The sequence below is a fragment of the Paenibacillus sp. J22FR83 genome (genome assembly GCF_059691955.1).
Genome location: NZ_JCAUAM010000004.1, coordinates 181559 through 199581, shown reverse-complemented (window position 1 = coordinate 199581; position 18023 = coordinate 181559). Strand labels below are relative to the sequence as shown.

At 44.9% G+C, this 18023-nt stretch carries 20 protein-coding genes and 1 pseudogene; 7 read left to right on the top strand and 14 right to left on the bottom strand.

Going from position 1 to position 18023, the window contains the following annotated elements; translation table 11 throughout:
• Positions 1-2 precede the first annotated feature (2 nt).
• Complete coding sequence (locus AC58PV_RS09405) at positions 3-881, top strand: alpha/beta hydrolase (protein ID WP_497431996.1); 879 nt, start codon at positions 3-5, stop codon at positions 879-881.
• A gap of 10 nt (positions 882-891) precedes the next feature.
• On the opposite strand, the gene AC58PV_RS09400 is transcribed toward AC58PV_RS09405, so the two are convergent.
• The 6 genes from AC58PV_RS09400 to AC58PV_RS09375 form a co-directional block, all read right to left on the bottom strand.
• Positions 892-2265: a PDZ domain-containing protein gene (locus AC58PV_RS09400; protein WP_497431995.1), complete on the bottom strand. Its 1374-nt coding sequence runs from the start codon at positions 2263-2265 to the stop codon at positions 892-894.
• Between the two features lie 31 nt (positions 2266-2296).
• The gene (gene hisA, locus AC58PV_RS09395; protein ID WP_497431994.1) at positions 2297-3058 is read right to left on the bottom strand and encodes a phosphoribosylformimino-5-aminoimidazole carboxamide ribotide isomerase; all 762 of its coding nucleotides are present in this window, start codon (positions 3056-3058) and stop codon (positions 2297-2299) included.
• An 83-nt stretch (positions 3059-3141) separates the two neighbouring features.
• Complete coding sequence (locus AC58PV_RS09390) at positions 3142-3630, bottom strand: hypothetical protein (protein ID WP_497431993.1); 489 nt, start codon at positions 3628-3630, stop codon at positions 3142-3144.
• 15 nt (positions 3631-3645) lie between these two features.
• Positions 3646-3954 (bottom strand): hypothetical protein, encoded by a 309-nt coding sequence (locus AC58PV_RS09385; protein ID WP_056621264.1) that lies wholly within the window; start codon positions 3952-3954, stop codon positions 3646-3648.
• 228 nt (positions 3955-4182) lie between these two features.
• Positions 4183-4374 (bottom strand): hypothetical protein, encoded by a 192-nt coding sequence (locus tag AC58PV_RS09380; protein ID WP_497431992.1) that lies wholly within the window; start codon positions 4372-4374, stop codon positions 4183-4185.
• 57 nt (positions 4375-4431) lie between these two features.
• Positions 4432-5481, bottom strand: coding sequence for a YheC/YheD family endospore coat-associated protein (locus tag AC58PV_RS09375; protein ID WP_497431991.1), 1050 nt, complete (start codon positions 5479-5481; stop codon positions 4432-4434).
• A gap of 179 nt (positions 5482-5660) precedes the next feature.
• Between AC58PV_RS09375 and AC58PV_RS09370 the strand changes: the two genes are divergently transcribed.
• Together AC58PV_RS09370 and AC58PV_RS09365 are read left to right on the top strand one after the other, a co-directional pair.
• Entirely contained in the window at positions 5661-6023 is a 363-nt protein-coding gene (locus AC58PV_RS09370) for a hypothetical protein (protein WP_497431990.1), read from the top strand.
• A 39-nt stretch (positions 6024-6062) separates the two neighbouring features.
• Positions 6063-6962 (top strand): YitT family protein, encoded by a 900-nt coding sequence (locus AC58PV_RS09365; protein WP_068667342.1) that lies wholly within the window; start codon positions 6063-6065, stop codon positions 6960-6962.
• Between the two features lie 320 nt (positions 6963-7282).
• On the opposite strand, the pseudogene AC58PV_RS09360 reads toward AC58PV_RS09365, so the two are convergent.
• Both AC58PV_RS09360 and AC58PV_RS09355 read right to left on the bottom strand, forming a co-directional pair.
• A pseudogene (locus tag AC58PV_RS09360) lies at positions 7283-7399 on the bottom strand (gfo/Idh/MocA family oxidoreductase); the annotation flags it as partial.
• 125 nt (positions 7400-7524) lie between these two features.
• Complete coding sequence (locus AC58PV_RS09355; protein WP_497431989.1) at positions 7525-7788, bottom strand: HPr family phosphocarrier protein; 264 nt, start codon at positions 7786-7788, stop codon at positions 7525-7527.
• Positions 7789-8005: 217 nt separating this feature from the next.
• Between AC58PV_RS09355 and AC58PV_RS09350 the strand changes: the two genes are divergently transcribed.
• Positions 8006-8896: a cation diffusion facilitator family transporter gene (locus AC58PV_RS09350; RefSeq protein ID WP_497431988.1), complete on the top strand. Its 891-nt coding sequence runs from the start codon at positions 8006-8008 to the stop codon at positions 8894-8896.
• A gap of 5 nt (positions 8897-8901) precedes the next feature.
• Here AC58PV_RS09350 and thrS read toward each other — a convergent pair whose 3' ends face one another.
• The 6 genes from thrS to AC58PV_RS09320 form a co-directional block, all read right to left on the bottom strand.
• Positions 8902-10815, bottom strand: a complete 1914-nt coding sequence (gene thrS / locus AC58PV_RS09345) for a threonine--tRNA ligase (protein WP_497431987.1) — start codon at positions 10813-10815, stop codon at positions 8902-8904.
• A gap of 401 nt (positions 10816-11216) precedes the next feature.
• Positions 11217-12200, bottom strand: a complete 984-nt coding sequence (gene msrB, locus AC58PV_RS09340) for a peptide-methionine (R)-S-oxide reductase MsrB (protein WP_497431986.1) — start codon at positions 12198-12200, stop codon at positions 11217-11219.
• A 117-nt stretch (positions 12201-12317) separates the two neighbouring features.
• A complete protein-coding gene (locus tag AC58PV_RS09335; RefSeq protein ID WP_497431985.1) occupies positions 12318-13250 on the bottom strand; it encodes a manganese-dependent inorganic pyrophosphatase in 933 nt (310 codons plus the stop codon).
• Between the two features lie 100 nt (positions 13251-13350).
• Positions 13351-14106: a polysaccharide deacetylase family protein gene (locus AC58PV_RS09330; RefSeq protein ID WP_497431984.1), complete on the bottom strand. Its 756-nt coding sequence runs from the start codon at positions 14104-14106 to the stop codon at positions 13351-13353.
• 175 nt (positions 14107-14281) lie between these two features.
• Positions 14282-14839, bottom strand: a complete 558-nt coding sequence (locus AC58PV_RS09325) for a DUF1697 domain-containing protein (protein ID WP_497431983.1) — start codon at positions 14837-14839, stop codon at positions 14282-14284.
• 61 nt (positions 14840-14900) lie between these two features.
• Positions 14901-15749 (bottom strand): HAD family hydrolase, encoded by an 849-nt coding sequence (locus AC58PV_RS09320; RefSeq protein WP_497431982.1) that lies wholly within the window; start codon positions 15747-15749, stop codon positions 14901-14903.
• A gap of 204 nt (positions 15750-15953) precedes the next feature.
• On the opposite strand from AC58PV_RS09320, the gene AC58PV_RS09315 reads away from it, so the two are divergent.
• The 3 genes from AC58PV_RS09315 (at position 15954) to AC58PV_RS09305 (ending at position 18007) form a co-directional block, all read left to right on the top strand.
• Positions 15954-16730, top strand: coding sequence for a threonine/serine exporter family protein (locus AC58PV_RS09315; RefSeq protein ID WP_497431981.1), 777 nt, complete (start codon positions 15954-15956; stop codon positions 16728-16730).
• Between the two features lies 1 nt (position 16731).
• Entirely contained in the window at positions 16732-17163 is a 432-nt protein-coding gene (locus tag AC58PV_RS09310; protein ID WP_497431980.1) for a threonine/serine exporter family protein, read from the top strand.
• Between the two features lie 148 nt (positions 17164-17311).
• Positions 17312-18007 carry a class I SAM-dependent methyltransferase gene (locus tag AC58PV_RS09305; RefSeq protein WP_497431979.1) on the top strand — a complete coding sequence of 232 codons (696 nt, stop codon included), beginning with the start codon at positions 17312-17314 and terminating at the stop codon, positions 18005-18007.
• Positions 18008-18023: the final 16 nt, after the last annotated feature.

Below are 18023 nucleotides of genomic sequence, written 5' to 3'. Positions count from 1 at the left end.
CAATGACGTATCCCAATGAGAATTACCATCATCCAAGCCCATCATGGCCATCCCCATATCCAACCAATCCCATGCTTGCGAACTGGCCTTATATGCCAACCCCTTGGTACCAAGAAGAGGATTCCTCTTATCGTGCTAAGGAACAGCCGCTTACGTTCGTCCTTGTCCACGGTTCATGGGCAGATACCAGCTTCTGGGCTGGCATTGCTTCCGAACTAAGCAAAAAAGGTCATACCGTCTACGTCCCTGAGTTTCCAGGACATGGCGCTGACCCGAATAAAAATGTGACGCATGCAATGATAAGCAAATCAGTCGCGGATTTCATCATTTCTCATAAGCTGCATAACGTCATCCTTGTTGGCCATAGTTTTGGAGGATCAGTGATCCAAAAAGTTGCGGAACTAGTACCCGATCGCTTGAAACGACTCGTTTTTCTCAATGCTTTTGTCCTCAAAGATGGGGAAATGCTTGCTGATGAGTTGCCACCACAAGTCGTTGAACAATTTAAGCAGCTCGCCGCAAGCTCCAAAAACAATACGATTACACTTCCTTTTGATTTTTTTAGAGAAGCCTTCACCAATCTGGCCAGTCTTAGCCAAGCTCAACAGATCTACAGGAAAGCTTTCCCCGAACCGGTAGGCCCGTTATTTGAGAAATTAGACCTGAAGAAATTTTATAGCCTTCCTATTCCCAAAAGCTACGTGCACCTCATGGAAGATAATGTGATCCCATTTGGCGACCCCAACTATGGGTGGCATCCTCACATGTCAAGCAGGCTCGGCCTTTTCCGATTCATACAACTCCACGGCGATCATATGACGACTCCGCAATATGAACCCAAGCTTGTCGCGGATAAGCTATATGAGGCTGCACGAGACTAACTTCCATGCATCATGATGCGCAAGCGGGAGCACCAGTTTTGGGATTTGCCTTCAACCAATTCAAGATATCATCTAATGTTTGCACAGGTACGATTTGTAAATCACCGGCACCCTTTCTCGCATCTGCTTCATTCGACGCCGGAACGAAAAACACATCCGCATTCGTACGGCTCACCGTATAAGCTTTCTGAACGAGTCCGCCGACAGGACCGACGGAGCCATCCGGTTCAATCGTACCTGTCCCGGCAACGTGATGACCATATGTCACACCACACGGTGTTAGTTGATCTATTAGCGTTAAAGCCAGCATAGCCCCATGAGACGGTCCACCTTCGTGCAATAAATAGTTATGATACGTAACTAGATCAGGAATATCATATCGCACCTCATTGGCGATCATAATTCCAATCGATGCACGGGCTGGGTCGTCTGTACTTGCGCGTGTCGCAACCGTCAACTCGATCTTCGCTTTATTGCGCATCACAGACAGTCTGATGGATTCTCCTGGCTTAATTACCTGCATTAGCTCAGTTAATTCCTGAGTCATGGTAATCGGTTGTCCATTCAATGCGGTAATAACATCGCTTGGCTGCAACACCTCTGCTGCTTTTGTATTTTGCAAAACGGCCGTAATCCGAACCCCATCAGCTAGGATGCCTTTACCAATCCCCACTTTATGGAAGGCAATCGCACTACCCGCGGCGTTCGCATCTTCCTTCATCGTTCGAACTTCCTGATTATATTCGCCAAGCGACATCCCTAAGGTCTCAATCTTCTCAAAGGTGTAATCTTTAAAAAGCTTCGCATACAACCAGTCCATCGGAAACGCTGGACGTTCGAAAATAAGAACTCCCGAAATATCACCATGCTTGGTGCCACTTTCGGCTTGTGCATATCGATTCATGTTCAGTGTGATTCCCGGATAGGTCACTAAATATTGGGTTGGCCACAACAATACGGCCAATAAACCGAGTGTCACACCGAAAAAAATGATACTTCGATGCGGCACCTTGCGTGTCTTCCTCTCGTGTAGAACGATGTCCGTTGCGACAAGTAAGAGACTTAGGATCATTGCTGAAGCAGAGAACTCTAACTTCTTGGGTACGGATACGACAATAACAACACTAAGCAAACATACGAGGGCAACCAGGCCACGAAATACCTTTATTCGGCTTGATTGTGTCTGTGTAAGATGCAGTAGTGCAGCGACCATCCAGATCAAGGGTACAACGGCAATGGCGTAAATTAACCCATCGATAAGATCTATCCAATAAAAGTGAGTCCCCCATCTTAAGGGATCTGGCAACCAAACCAGCTCTCCAATTATAATCAAGAGGAGAATTAGTCCAATTCCCCACACATACAGCTTGTGCCACAGTGCCATCGCACACATCCTTTTTTTGCCGAAAACTAACCTACAATGGGTTGCTTAACTGCTCCACGACTTCCTCATAAGAGAGCTTGCCACCGAAAATATCAAGTGCACTGCCGACCGTAATATCTAATTTCCCTTGGGAAAGCTCTCTAAATAACGCCAAATCCTCAAAAGATCTAGCCCCGCCTGCATAAGTCGTTGGAATGGTAACCCACGCAGCCAACGAACTTACGAGGCTTTGTTGAATGCCACTCTGCTTCCCTTCCACATCAACCGCATGGATCAGAAACTCATCACAATACTGCTCAAAGAATCGAATCGTCTCTTGGTTCAGTTCTACATCACTTAACTGTTTCCATTGATTCGTCGCAACATACCATTTACCATCTTTTTCCTTGCAGCTAAGATCAATCACTAGTTTATCTTTCCCAATGGCTTCAACGATCCGTGATAGATTATCCATATTCAGCTGTCCATCGCGAAAAATATACGACGTTACAATGACATGGGATGCTCCTTGCTCCAGGTAAAAGCTGGCGTTCTCTGCCTGAATGCCGCCACCGATTTGCAATCCTCCCGGATACGCGTTAAGTGCTTTTAGCGCCTCTTCTTTGTTCCCATCGCCAAGCATGATCACATGCCCGCCAGTTAAACGATCTCTTTTGAACATATCTGCATAGTAGGTGGAGTCATGCGAGGACACGAAATTCTCAACGACAGCTTGCCCCTCGCCACCTAAGGTTTCACCAACAATTTGTTTCACTTTCCCATTATGTAGATCGATGCATGGTCTAAATTTCATAACGTTATGTTTCCCCTTTGATAGTCATAATTCTTTCCATTATAGCACAAAAAAAGCCCTCCAAGGAGGGCGCTCATGCACAGTTACTTCTTATCGAATCCTTCTTCTTCCAGATACTCTTGTACTTCTTCGTATGTCTCGAAGGCACAATCGAGGTTGTCACCCGCATAGATATACCACAAATCTTCAACGAAAGTAACACTCAACGTGTTGCCATCCTCGTCAATCCATATCTCTTCTTGTTGGTCTTGAACTTCTGGCAATTCCTCAACCTTCGAGCTCTTAGGGCTGCCGCTGCGCGTTAAAGACTGAATCGACTTCGCAATTATCTCACGAAGCTCGTCTTCCCCATAATCACGAATGTTAATTAATCCTTTGGCATCTGCCTTACAACCTGGTATGTATTCGGCATACACGAATCCATTCCCATTAGGGTGAAGATGATAAAGCACAGTTGTCTTCTCATAGTCACTCTCTAGATAATGAAAATTAATTCGTCCCAGTGAAACATCCTTACGCGCAAGTTCCGAAAAGGATGCTGCTATTGCTAACTTCTCGTCTAAACTAAGCATACAAGCCCCCGTCACTTAATCGATCACTTGAATTTTAAACACGTTCTCAAGCTTGCCGTCCGCTCTCTTCTTCAGAGGCACTTTAATATCTCTTCCGAGCTCTTTGAAAAAAGTCTCAACATCGCATTGTACATTGGAAAGAACAACTTTAAATGAACCATCTTGGACGATATTCTGATTTGCTTCAGCAGGCACCGTAATATCAACTGCGTACTTCTTCGTTAACGTGTTAATATAACGGCTAAAAATTTCAATAAGCTCCTCATTATTGAAATTCTCAATGACCACTTTGCCCTTGTTTGTAAAATTTAAATGAACGTTCACTTTTAAATGTCCCCTTTTCCTGTACACCCTGTATTTGCTTGTGGGTAAAAGCCTACATCGAACGATTAATGCTTCACTTCTATTTTACTTGTTTATAGGGGTATGAAGCAACACTAAAGCCAAATTCATTTTCTGTACACAAAAAGAAGCAGGTATTTCCCTGCTTCTACGAGTATTGCTTCTATACTAATTATGCCACATTTACCTAATTTCTACGCATAATTGTCATTAAGCTTTTTCCGGAATTCGCCGTACCCGTGTCTGAAGCCGATTAATCGAGAGGATGCGAAATTCGCCAAATGTCTCGATTCGCACACGAACAGCTTCAGGAAAAGTTGGATGATATACTTCTAAACGATCATCAAGCTCGTTATACCAGGGTAATAAATTCATTTTAATGACGAGTACACGCTCACTCACATCCCCACTCCACCTTTTCCACGTAGGTTTACTATATGATTTTGGGTTTGCTTGAACTCATTTGCTCAATAAGTATTTGGCATAAAGCATCGGGGTTTCATACGTACGATAGAAAGTCTTATTCAAATTCAAATGCTTATATTGATATCGCTGGTCTCGGCCGTTGACTTCGATTAGCCAAATCTCACCTTGATGATCAATGCCAATATCCATCCCTACGTCCGATAGCGAGGGAATTTGTTGACCTAGACTTTCGGCAATCTGTAAAGCCGCTTCTTCCACTTGTGCTCTTTTTAATAACGGATCAAAGCCATTACTATAGAACAACTTCTCGCAAATGACAGCTTCGCCGCCCCTTGCCAAATTGGTAACATGCCGACCACTCGCAGCAACTTTCCCGGCAATTCCTGTAACACCCCATAATCCCTTAGCACCACGTTGAACCGACACCCGTAAGTCATAAGGACGCCCTTTGTACATCGCGAGCGGTATCGTTTTTTGAATCAGATAGGATTGGCCGTTAACTTTCTCATTTATAAAAGCAATGGCTTGTTGTTCATCAAACTCCTTAGGTGGTTGTTTTCCCCACCACACCTGCCATAGTAGACTCCCAATCACGGATACTTTAAGTACGCCTTTCCCAACAGAACTATTCGTAGGTTTTACGAAAAAAGACTCGTAACGGTTCATAGCTTTTCCCAGATTATCAGGTGTATAGCGCATAGCGGGTGGGAGAAAGGCAGAGCTATTCGCGCTCGCACGCAGCATGCGATGAATGAGAAGCTTATCATGTCTATTCTGACCGTTGAACACTTGGCTGATCTTGGCTATATTCTTTAATTTCTTAAGAGATACTGCGGAAAGCGTCATCGCTCGGTTATGAATGACCTTAGGAATTGGCAGGCGCTTCAGCGTATACTTATTATTTTCATAACTCAAGCCCAGGGCTGATTTCGTAGTAATATGCTTCAAACACATGTAAAATGGTGTCATACCAAGCTCAATTGCAGCTTGATTATAATAGTCGATATGCTCATATCCAGTTTGTTTTCGAAGGATGCCGAGATAGGTTTTACGGTCTAGGAGAATGCCGATTACATTACTCACACTTACACCTCTCCTGCTGGGTTCATCCTACTATTGTATGCACAATTGGCATAAAATGGTCCAATTTCACGTAAGGAAATCGTCGCAAACCAATTATAGTCCTGCTATGTTTGACTCCAAGGAAATGAAGTGCTACAATTCAAGCAAATTTGGATTCATATTGTCTGGAGGGGATGTATGTGAACCCTTTAACACGCAGATGCTGTTGGACAATCATGGTCTGGCTGATTCTCGGACTTTTCGTCTTCCCATTAACACCCCCAATATCTTATCATGCTGCAGCCGATACCGATGTTCTCATTTCAGCCAACACCACGCAGGTCTTGACTAGTCAACAGCAACAGCCAAATAAGGAATTCATTCATATTTACGTAAAAAAAATACAATTGCATGACCAGTTTCACAAACATTATGAAATTACGGTTTTTGTTGTATTCATCGTATTTTTGGCACATGTCATATGGAAAAAGCTGAAAGTCATTCTTCTTGCTTTCCTCAAATTCACCTCACGTTATGCGGGCCTCATTCCTTCTTACTCATAAGTAACGAAATTGAATGATTGAGGAAAAGGGGAAACTTTCATGGCTAATTCACAAGCTCAAGCACAAGCACACGCTCATGCCCAACATCAAAAAATTACACGTTTGAAATTTGCACGCAGAATCTTTTTTATGATCATTGGTGCCGCTCTCGTCTCCATTGGATTAGAAATTTTCTTAGTTCCTAATCATATTATTGATGGCGGTATTGTAGGGATTTCCATCATTGCATCTCATTTATCTGGTTTCCCTCTCGGTATATTTCTCGTACTGCTCAACTTGCCTTTCGTCTTACTCGGATATAAGCAAATTGGTAAAACCTTTGCTATATCAACAACCTTCTCTGTAATTATCATGTCGATTGGCACATCTTTGCTTCACCCTGTTAAAGCGATCACCATGGATCCTTTGTTAGCTGCTGTATTCGGCGGAATTATTCTTGGGATTGGCGTCGGGCTCGTTATTCGTTCAGGAGGATCGCTAGATGGCACGGAGATTGTAGCTATTTTATTTAGTAAAAAAACTGCCTTCTCGGTAGGCGAAATTGTCATGTTCTTCAACCTTTTCATTCTTGCTAGCGCAGGCTTTGTCTTCGGTTGGGATCGTGCGATGTATTCTCTGATTGCCTATTTCATTGCTTATAAAATGATTGATATCACGATTGAAGGTCTTGATCAGTCTAAATCGGTTTGGATTATCAGCGATGAGTATGTCAAAATTGGGGATTCGATTACGAATCGACTGGGTCGGGGAGTTACGTATCTCAATGGCGAAGGCGCTTTTACAGGCGATGATAAAAAGGTTATCTTCAGCGTCATTACTCGACTCGAAGAGGCGAAGCTCAAATCCATTGTCGACGACTTGGATCCCAAAGCTTTCCTAGCCATCGGGAATATCCATGATGTTAAAGGCGGACGGTTTAAGAAGAAAGATATCCATTAATCAGAGCTATAGTGCCCTGTCGTTGGCCCTCGTAGGCAAATAACTGGATTTGATACAGCTAATTTCACTCAAACTAAGCGAAAAAAAACAAATAACTGGATTTCATGTAGCTAATTAGACTCGATTTCTCCAAAAACGTTGAAATTGACATAATTAGTTGTAGGAAATCCATCTAACGTGTTTTTTCGGAACGCTGGAGTGAAATTAGCTGTATTTTGTACATTTAGTTAGGTGAACGGGTGAAATGCTGCGCACAGAAAAGCCAACAATTCCACACCTCGTGTGAATTGTTGGCTTTTTGTCATGCAGTTATGCTGCCCAACTCCAGTGCCCTGCTCGCCCGTCACGCGCCAAGCCTCCTCCCGGGAGGCCAGCACACCTTCCGCGCACCAGGAGCCGCGGTAGCAGAACACAGAGCCGTCTGACAACTCATAGATGCTGGCACTTCCATGTCGCTCAACCATCGCTTGGGCAACAGTCTTTTTTATCATGTCATTACGCTATCCAATCCAGTCACATAACTGCTTGATTCTACATATTGAAAGCGCATACGAACCTACTATTAACAAAAGATCCGAAATAAATCGAACATAAAATGCATAGCCTCTTCCTCATCTTTCCCTCTCGTGAGCAAACGCAATGTTGTGCCTGCCTTGATGGGAACTAGTAGCATGCCTAATACACTTTTCACATCAACTTTATGGTGCTGATCATCCCATTGAAAGTCGAGCGTGATATCTGATATAAAATGAGATGATTTCACAGAAATACCAGATAAGTCGCTTCGATCTAGATCCTTCGTAACCTTAAATTCATGCACGCGCATGCTGCTCGACTTCCTTTCCATGACATTTGGAGGTTTGTGATTTCTCATTATGTGTGGTATTATACAAAGATATTTGCGAAAAGTGAAGTGTTGAATATGACGAATTTTGATAGTTTGGTAGATTTATTTTTATATAAAAAAAACAGCCCAATCCCCCGACCTTAGGTCGAGGGATTTTTTTTCCTTCGGGAAACACTTCTGTAGGAGGTCATCATTCATGCACATCAACAACAAGTCATCCGTTTGGGCTATCTGGCTCTCTCTCATCAGTAACATTTTATTAACGATTATCAAAATTATTATCGGCCTCATTTTCCACAGCGAAGTTCTACTAGCCGATGGTGTTCACAATGCAGGAGACATCATTGCAACCATTGCAGCACTTAGCGCTATGCGCATTTCCAAACTCCCCGCAGATGAGGACCATCCTTACGGTCATGGCAAAGCCGAAGTACTTGGCTCAGGATTCGTTGCTTTTATTCTTGTAACGGCTGCGCTATATATCGGATACCATGCGGTTGCGGCATTATTCCATGAACCGAGTGCGCCAAGTCTAATCGCCTTGATTGCATCCGCTGTCTCTGTGGTATGGAAATATCTGCTTTACGTATACACCATGCGGATCGGACGCAGTACGAACAGCAAGAGCTTAATCGCGACAGCTCACGATCATATAGCAGACGTGTATGCCTCGCTTGCAGCGGTCATTGGTATTGGTTTGGCATTCATCGGTAAAGCTTATGACATTCACTGGTTAGCCTATGGCGATGCAGCGGCGGGCGTAATTGTCTCTCTCTTAGTTCTGAAGCTAGGTATCGAAATGGCCAAAGAATCCTTCGATATCCTCATGGAAAAAACCGTCGATCAACACATGCTTTCGCAATATACAGCGTTGATCGAAGCGGTTCCAGACGTGAAACGTATTGATCGTGTTCGTGCAAGAGAGCATGGCCATTATATTCTGGTTGATGCGCGTATTTCGGTACCAGGCGAACTCACCATTCAACAAGGCCATGACATCTCACGTGCTATCAAGAAATCCATTATGGATCACCACAGTGACGTAGATGAGGTTCTGATTCATTTGAATCCGTGGTATGATGAATAATCCTGTTATTGCTTGGAGGCAATCCCTGCAACAATTGACTCTACAATCTCCGGCAGCGATCCCATTCCAAGATCTCCCTCTCCTCGTTTTCGGACGGAGACGCTGCCGGAGATTTGCTCTTTTTCACCTAGGATGAACATATATGGTACTTTATCTAGCTGTGCTTCGCGAATTTTGTATCCTAGTTTCTCAGACCGCGCATCCAACTCCACACGGATTCCCGCTTCTTCAAGCGCTTTTTTCACTTGGAAAGCATAGTCCAAGTAGTGATCTGAAACAGGCAGCAATTTCACTTGAGTTGGCGCCAGCCATAACGGAAATGCTCCCGCATAATGCTCAGTTAATATCCCGATAAAGCGATCAATCGAACCATATACAGCCCGATGAATCACGACTGGCCGATGCTTGAGACTATCATCTCCAATATAGGTTAAATCGAATTTCTCCGGCATTTGGAAATCCAACTGGATCGTTCCGCATTGCCAGCTCCGCTTTAAGGCGTCTAGGATGTGAAAATCAATTTTGGGCCCATAGAAAGCACCGTCTCCCTCATTAACGCGGTACGAGATCCCTCTGTTATCCAACACATGCTGCAACGCTTGCTCCGCTTGATCCCAGAGCTCACTTGAACCCATATAATCAGTTGGTCTAGTGGAAAGCTCAATCCGATAGTCGAAACCAAATACGTGATAGACATGCGAGATTAGCTCAATGACACGTCCGATTTCATCTTCGATTTGGTCTGGCAATACGAATAGGTGAGCATCATCCTGACAAAACGTCCGCACACGCATCATCCCATTCAGAGCTCCCGAAAACTCATGGCGATGAACCTGACCAAATTCGGCAAGCCGAATCGGTAATTCCCTGTAAGAATGCAAGCTGTTTTTATAAATCAACATGTGGCCTGGGCAATTCATCGGTTTAAGTGCGAACTTCGTCTCGTCCACATGCGTGAAGTACATATTGTCCTTATAATGATCCCAGTGCCCTGACTCCTCCCAAATGCGATTATTCATCATGAGCGGTGTACGTACTTCATCATATTCTCTAAGGCGCTGCAATTCGCGAGCGAAGTTCTCAAGCTCATTGCGCAGGATCATCCCTTTCGGCAAATAGAAAGGCATACCTGGTGCTTCTTCTGAGAACATGAAGAGTTCAAGTTCTTTTCCAAGCTTACGATGGTCACGTTTTTTCGCCTCTTCAAGCCTATGCAAATGCTCATCGAGCTGCGCTTTCTTCAGAAATGCCGTACCATAAATGCGCTGCAGCATGGGATTCTTCGCATCACCTCGCCAATACGCACCTGCTACATGGAGCAGTTTGAAAGCTTTAATCCCTCCTGTTGAAGGGAGGTGAGGTCCACGGCACAAGTCGAAGAATTCGCCTTGATCATAGATCGAAATCAACACATCCGCGGGCAAATCTCGGATAAGTTCAACTTTATAAGACTCATCCAACTTCGCAAAAATGTCCAATGCATCCTCTCGGGAGACGACTCGTCGAACAATCGGAATGTTCTCCTGAATAATTTGACTCATGACATCTTCTATTGCTCTTAGATCGTCAATTGATAATGGTTTCTCAATATCAATATCGTAGTAGAAACCGTCTTCGATAACAGGTCCAATACCCAGTTTAATAGCCTGATCGCCATAGATACGTTTAAGGGCTTGTGCTAGGACATGAGCTGTAGTGTGTCGATATACCTCTAATCCTTCTTCACTTTCCAAAGTGACGATCGTCACGTGACTATCCTCTTCAATCTGCCGCTGTAAATCGACCAATTGACCATTCAGTATACCAGCGATCGCTTGTTTCCTCAGCCCCGTGCTAATCGATTGGGCAACTTGTTCAATTGTCGTGCCTTGTACGTACCTCCTACTAGTTCCATCTGGCAAAATTACTTCAATTTCCATGCCTTCCTACCTCCTTCTCCTAGTTTTGTGAACGCAAAAAAACGCATCTCGCCCAGAAAGGGACGAGTGCGTTCAGCTCGTGGTTCCACCCTAATTCGACTCTAACGTGCAAGTCCTTATTAGTATCCGATATCGGGGATAAGTCGGTGCCACTTACTTCCATGCATAACCATACAGTGGGTTCAGCGTCACAGCTACAAAGGGGTAATTTTCAACCGGTAACAGGAGAAGATTTCAGCTAGTACTTCTCTCTCTGGACAGTTCGTGATGAAAATCATGTCTTTGATCATAACTTCATATGTGATTATGGAACTCATAATACCCACATAAGCAGGTCAACGTCAAGGGGCATCTGAGGATAAAATAAGTATAGTCATTCTCTCCTACTTACCCGTGATGCCTTACTTCTGGTCGAAGAATCGCAAGTATGCGCCGTAGCCTTCCCTCTCCAAGTCAGCCCATGGAATGAATCGCAGAGATGCGGAATTGATGCAGTAACGAAGACCATTTGGACCTGGACCATCGTTAAATAAATGACCCAAATGCGAATCCGCCTCTGTGCTGCGAACCTCTGTCCGTATCATGAAATGACTCGTATCTGTTACTTCTTTCACATGCCCTTCGAATAATGGCTTGGTGAAACTCGGCCAACCGCAACCAGAATCGAATTTATCGAGGGATGTGAACAAAGGCTCGCCAGACACAATATCAACATAGAGACCTTTTTCTTTGTGGTCATGAAATTCATTCTGGAAAGGTCGTTCTGTCGCGTTATTTTGTGTCACCTCGTACTGGATTGGCGTGAGCTTTTTCTTGCGCTCTTCTTTATCCTTGGCCGTGTTCCAATATTGCGAAATATACGCATCGCGCCCTGAACCCTTGCGGTATGCTTTATAGCGAAGCGGATTTTTGTGATGATAGTCCTGATGGTAGTCTTCTCCTGGGTAAAAGGCATCAGCATCTATGCGCACGATTTCCGTTACGATCGGACGATCGAATCGGCCGCTATCTTGCAGTGCTTGTTTGGATGCTTCCGCTTTGGCTAGCTGCTCATCGCTATGGGCAAATATCGAGGTACGATAGGAAGATCCACGATCATGAAATTGTCCACCCGCATCGGTTGGATCAATTTGGCGCCAGTACGTATCCAATAACTTCTCGTACGGATAAAGTTCAGGGTCAAATGTAATCTGTACAGCTTCCGCATGGCCCGTCGTCTCGGAGCAAACTTCTTCATACGTCGGATTGCTTGTGTGCCCGCCAATATAACCCGAAACTACAGAAATAATACCAGGCAAGGACTCAAATGGTGTCACCATACACCAGAAACATCCTCCCGCAAACGTCGCTTTATCTAAATGAACGCCTTGATTGTTGTTTGTCATGTGAAATGCCACCTCTTTCTCAATGTATCCTCTTATCATACCAAAAGTTAACGGCTATAGCCAAAAAGCACCGTCCATCAACATGAACGGTGCGCGGCAATACCCTAGTTATGTATCTTACAGGTTATTGAAAACATCGGTAAGCACAGGTACTATTTGTGATTTGCGGGAAACAACGCCTCTAAGTACGGCTTTGTTGTCAACAAGCGTTACGTTGTAAGCTTTCTCAACAGCATCTGCCTTACGTCCAAGTGCAAGACCTACGGAATCATTGTTCAAAATGTCCGTTACAACGAACAAGAACAAGTCTAGGTTTTTCTCCGTGATGATAGCCTGGAGCGCCGTTTCAATTTCCCCTTGTTGGGAAATAACATCGTTCACATCAACTGCGTTAACTTGTGCAATTTCTGCTTTGTAGCCACCCATTTGGAACTCTTTGGCATCCAATGATATCAATTGTGCGACCGTTTTGTCGCTCAGATCTGCACCAGCTTTCAGCATGTTCAGACCATACACTTCAGCGTCAACACCTGCAATGGCAGCAAGTTCACGAGCCGCAGCAACATCTTGCTCTGTGCAAGTTGGGGATTTGAATAACAAGGAATCAGAAATGATAGCAGAAAGCATTAAACCAGCGATGTCGGCATCGATGGCAACACCGTTTTCTTTGTACAATTTATTTAAAATCGTTGCTGTGCAACCAACCGGCTCTGCACGGTAGTAAAGCGGGTGGCTCGTCTCGAAGTTAGCGATACGGTGGTGGTCAATGACTTCCACAACACGTACTTGATCGATATCGCTAGCGCTTTGTTGGCGCTCAACGTGGTCGACTAAGATAACTTGAGTTGCTTCGTTAGCAACGGTTTGAACTTCTCGTGGAGCGGCTACTTTGAACGTATCAAGCGCGAATTGCGTTTCGCCGTTAACGGAACCAAGACGAACTGCTTCTACTTCTTGACCTAGTTTTGTTTTCAGTGCAGCATACGCAATAGCGGATGTGATTGAATCAGTGTCCGGATTTTTATGTCCGAAAATAAGTGTTTTTGACATTGTAGACTCCTTAAACGACATATTTTAGTGAGAGCAGTAATTATCTCTGTTTACGATTATACTCAAAATGCTAGGTAAATTCACTAGTAAACTCGAAAGATCACTCGTGCAGCTTAGGTTCTGACAATTGTTTCACCCAATCTTCAAATGGTTTCTGGCTGTCCACAACGATGCGATGCAGCTCCAGCGGCGATTGAGAAGAAGAGGCCCAGCCTGGATGCGTGGTGAAGGCGTAACGAAATCCAGCCTTGCGTAAAATTCGCAAAGTCGTACGGTTGTACTCGCCGTATGGAAAAGCAAACGTGTCCGCTGGTTTGCCCAGCTCTTGTTCTATCCTGGCGCGCGCGGCGAGTATCTCCTCGCGCTGCGCTTTCTTGCTGAGCTTGGGCAGATGCGGGTGCGTCACGGTATGCGACGCAATATCCCACCCTGCTGCGCTCAGCTGCTGAACTTGCGGCCAGGTCAGATAACCTGGCGTGGTGATGAGACCCGTCGACACGTACAGCGTCGCCGGAAAGCCGTGTTGCTGGAGGACTGGCAACGCCACCTCCGCATTATTGGCATAGCCGTCATCGAACGTGAGCAGCACGGGGTGAGCCGGTGACGGCATTTGGTCTGTAAGGACGCTGGCGAATTCGGCCAGCGTCAGGGGTGTGTAGTGATGCGCGGCCAAATAGTCCATTTGGCGCGCGAACGTATCGGGGTGGAGCACGTACGTGTTCCCCGGGTCCACCCCGATGCTGTGGTAGTTCAGCACGGGGATGGAAACCCCGTGCCTGGCCTCCACTGGCGTGGCGAAGCACGCCAGGGTGAGGGCTGCGAATAGCAGCACAATTTTATTCTTCCAAAGGTTCATCTTAGGTCGCCTACCTCTATTTGAACACGGATGTTCACGGTTTGATCTCCTAAGCCTCCCCTATCAACTCTTCGAATATGCAATATATCCCAAATACTTGCGCTGCTCGTCAACACATCATCTCTATAGATACTTACCTTGAGGAGCTATGAGAGATTAAGTCGGCTTTTCCGGACTATTTGTTACTTGGTGCGCCATCCGCCAACTGAATCAGCTTATTCACTGTCTCCCAATTCCTCGTTGTGGCAGCCACACCAAGCTTCTTCTCAATAAAATTGTTACTGAATTTGGAATCGCCATAGTTTTTACGAATGAGTAAATACACCGTTAATCCCTTAACCTGATACTCGTCCACTTCACTCTGCGCTGCAGCTAGTTTTGCAAGTGCCGCTTCTGACGGAACTTGCGATAGAAAGGTAACATACCTTTGTTCATTCTCATCCGTGTTGATTGTCGCATACGGTGTGTTCTGAACAACTTCTTGCAACTCTTCAGGGGTACGAATGATTACGGGAATGTCAAACGTCAACTGTTCCTTCAACTCATGAACGATCCGATCACGTAGGATCGCAGCATCCAACTCTTCCCCATCAAAAATCACATTCCCACTCTGAATATAGGTACTCACATTACGAAATGCCATCGTTTCGAAAAGCTGTCTAAGCCTGTCCATTTTAATAATTTTCTGACCACTCACATTGATTCCACGCAACATTGCGATGTACCTAGCCATAGAATTCCCTCCTTTACAACTTGCACTTCATACCAATCCCTCAACAACTTACCCTACTCGTTCAGAGATGTCCCATTCGCGTTCGAGCAGCTATATACACGGCCACGCCATCCTCGTCATTACTTAAGACTACCTCATCCGCAAGTAGCTTAAGATCAGGATGCGCATTCGCCACTGCAACTTTACGACCCGCTTCAAGGAACATGCCGGTATCGTTCAGATTATCACCAAACACCGTCACATCCTCAGTTGTACAACCAACAAGCTCAGCCCATAACCGCAAGCCCATCCCCTTATTTGCTTCAGGATGACTGAACTCCAGGAAATAGTGGTCTGCAATGTAGTTATCCTTCATCAAATGAATGTGAACCTCGGACCCCATCACGTCTTGGACGGCATTTTTCAAAGGCAACAGCTCTTCCAACAGACCGATATACGTCAGAATCAACGTTCGCAATCCTTCTGTGCTGCAGAGCTCACCAACCTCTTGAAATCTCGGGTCATTCGGGCGACTAGACAAGAATTGAAGATCCCCAGTACGCTCCAACTTTTCATGATGCACCCGCTCGTTATCCTGCCCATCTAGTGCAAATAGAAGTGGTGCAATACCATATCTTTTTCCTATATCAATAATTGCATTACTTCGCTCACAATCGAGCCAACGACCACCGATAACCCGCTTCTCTATAGGATCAAACAACATGGCTCCGTTATACAGAACGAGTGGATAGCGCCACGGAATTGCTGATGCGACGGCCCGCGAACTCTGATAACTCCGTGCAGTGGCATAACTAACGACCACTCCTTGCTCAAGTGCTGATGTGATAACACGAATCGTAAGGTCTGATGGCTTGGCATGGGTACTCAGCAAGGTTCCGTCCAAATCAGTTAAGAAATAACTAGCAACCATAGGAAGCCCCCTAGTTTCTGTTTCAATTCTGCCTTCCTTTTTATCCCAGCATTATATAACAAAAATTTAGCCCTGTCTCATCCTTTTCTAATCCTTATGCCTTACTTTACTCCTCACCACCGCACCTCTCGCTCATTTTCATTCGTAACCAATTTGATTTATACTTAGGTCAATTATTTCCTATGTAGAAAGGATACGAATCACATGGCGCAGCCCCCTGCAGCGACGAATTATGAAATCGCACAAGTGTGTTTACTTGCTGGTAAAATCATGTTGGAAAATGGCGGCGAGACCTATCGGGTAGAAGATACAATGACTCATGTAGCCCAAGCCTTCGGTATTCCGAATTCCCATTGTTTTGTCACACCGACTGGCATCATTTTCTCCATTGATGGGCCTGAGCAGACGACCCGCCTCATTCGCATCTCTTCTCGATCGACCGATTTACGGAAAGTAACGGTGGTGAATGCCATTTCTCGCAGAATCAGTCAAGGAGAACTGTCACCGACAGCTGCGTATCAGGAACTTGAAGCTTTAAGTGCCGATACACGCAGATATCCCGCATGGTTGCAGGCATTGGCTGCGGCAATGGCTAGCGGTTGTTTTCTTATCATGTTTCAAGGAACATGGTCCGATTTCTTCCCGGCTTTCCTTGCTGGTGGTGCGGGTACGATATCACTCACTTTTTTCCACCGGTTAGTTCCTATCAAATTTTTCGCTGAATTTCTCGCATCCTTAATCATTGGGTTTATTGCGTTTGTAACCGTCACAATAGGGCTCGGACATGATCTAGATAAGATTATCATAGGCTCCGTCATGCCCCTCGTGCCTGGCCTACTGATCACCAATGCTGTGCGTGATTTAATGGCAGGTCATTTCGTATCTGGCGTCTCCAAAGGAGCGGAGGCTTTCCTAACCGCATTCGCCATCGGCGCAGGCATTGCCTTTGTACTGACATTTTATCCAGGGAAGGGGTTCTAGCATGGACATGTTGGAGCAGCTCGTTACTAGCTTCATTTCGACGTCCGCTTTCGGCATCATTTTCAATGTACCTCGCAGAACGCTTGTCCAATGCGGGTTTGTTGGGATGATTGGTTGGATGCTCTATTTCTCTTTTCAAAAAGCAGATCTGGATCCCATCGTAGCCACCCTCATCGCGTCCTTTTTGGTCACGATTATTTCTCAATTTTTTGCGAAAATATATAAAACACCTGTCATCGTATTCAGTGTCTCTGGCATTATCCCCCTTGTTCCTGGTGGTCTAGCTTATGATGCCATGCGCAATGTCGTCCAAAATCATTATGATGTTGCTGTGCAGCTTGCTGCAAAAGCTTTTTTACTGTCTGGCGCGATTGCTATTGGACTGGTGTTCTCCGAGGTCATTAACGTACTGTTAAGACGAATAAGAGCTTAAATTAGATCGAAAACAAATAAACATATAACCATTAATAGTTTTTACCTATAACTCCAGTGATTTTACATCTTGGATTTTTTCGCAGTTGCCCTATACACTAAGGGTATAGAACATCTCAACCAAGTATTGGAAATGGAGCTGAAGACATATGACAGACAACAAGAACCATCACATTTTAACCAAATTCGATGAAATTGCTCAAAAGTACGATAGCCAACGCAGAAAATTGATTCCTTGCTTTGATGATTTTTACAATACGGCATCTTCTTTGGTTCAATTAGAGCAGAAAGCGCCACGGATCCTTGATTTAGGTGCAGGAACAGGACTTTTCTCATCGTATATGATGCGTACGTACCCAGAAGCGCGGTTAACGTTGATTGACCTGTCGCCAGGCATGTTGGATATTGCCAAAGATAGATTTGCGGAGGCTGGAGCGTCAGAAGTAACATATCTTATCTGGGATTATTCGACCTTTGAGGATGCAGAGCCCTATGATGCGATTATCTCTTCCCTCTCCATTCATCATCTGGAGGATGAGGCTAAGAAAGCTCTATATGCACATATTTTCCACCTACTAAAGCCAGGCGGAGTCTTCGTTAATGCTGATCAAGTCTTAGGCAAGACTCCCTTTCTTGATATTTTATACCGCTCGGACTGGGTTGCTAAAATTGAAGCCACGGATCTATCTCCCGAAGCGCTGCAAGCCGCCTATGAGCGTACGAAGCTGGACAGAATGGCTCCATTAGATACGCAGCTTGGCTGGCTTCGCGACGCAGGCTTTACAGATGTCGACTGTGTTTATAAGTCTTATAATTTTGTCGTGATGTTTGCTAGAAAAATGTAAGTTCCCTAGCGATCAT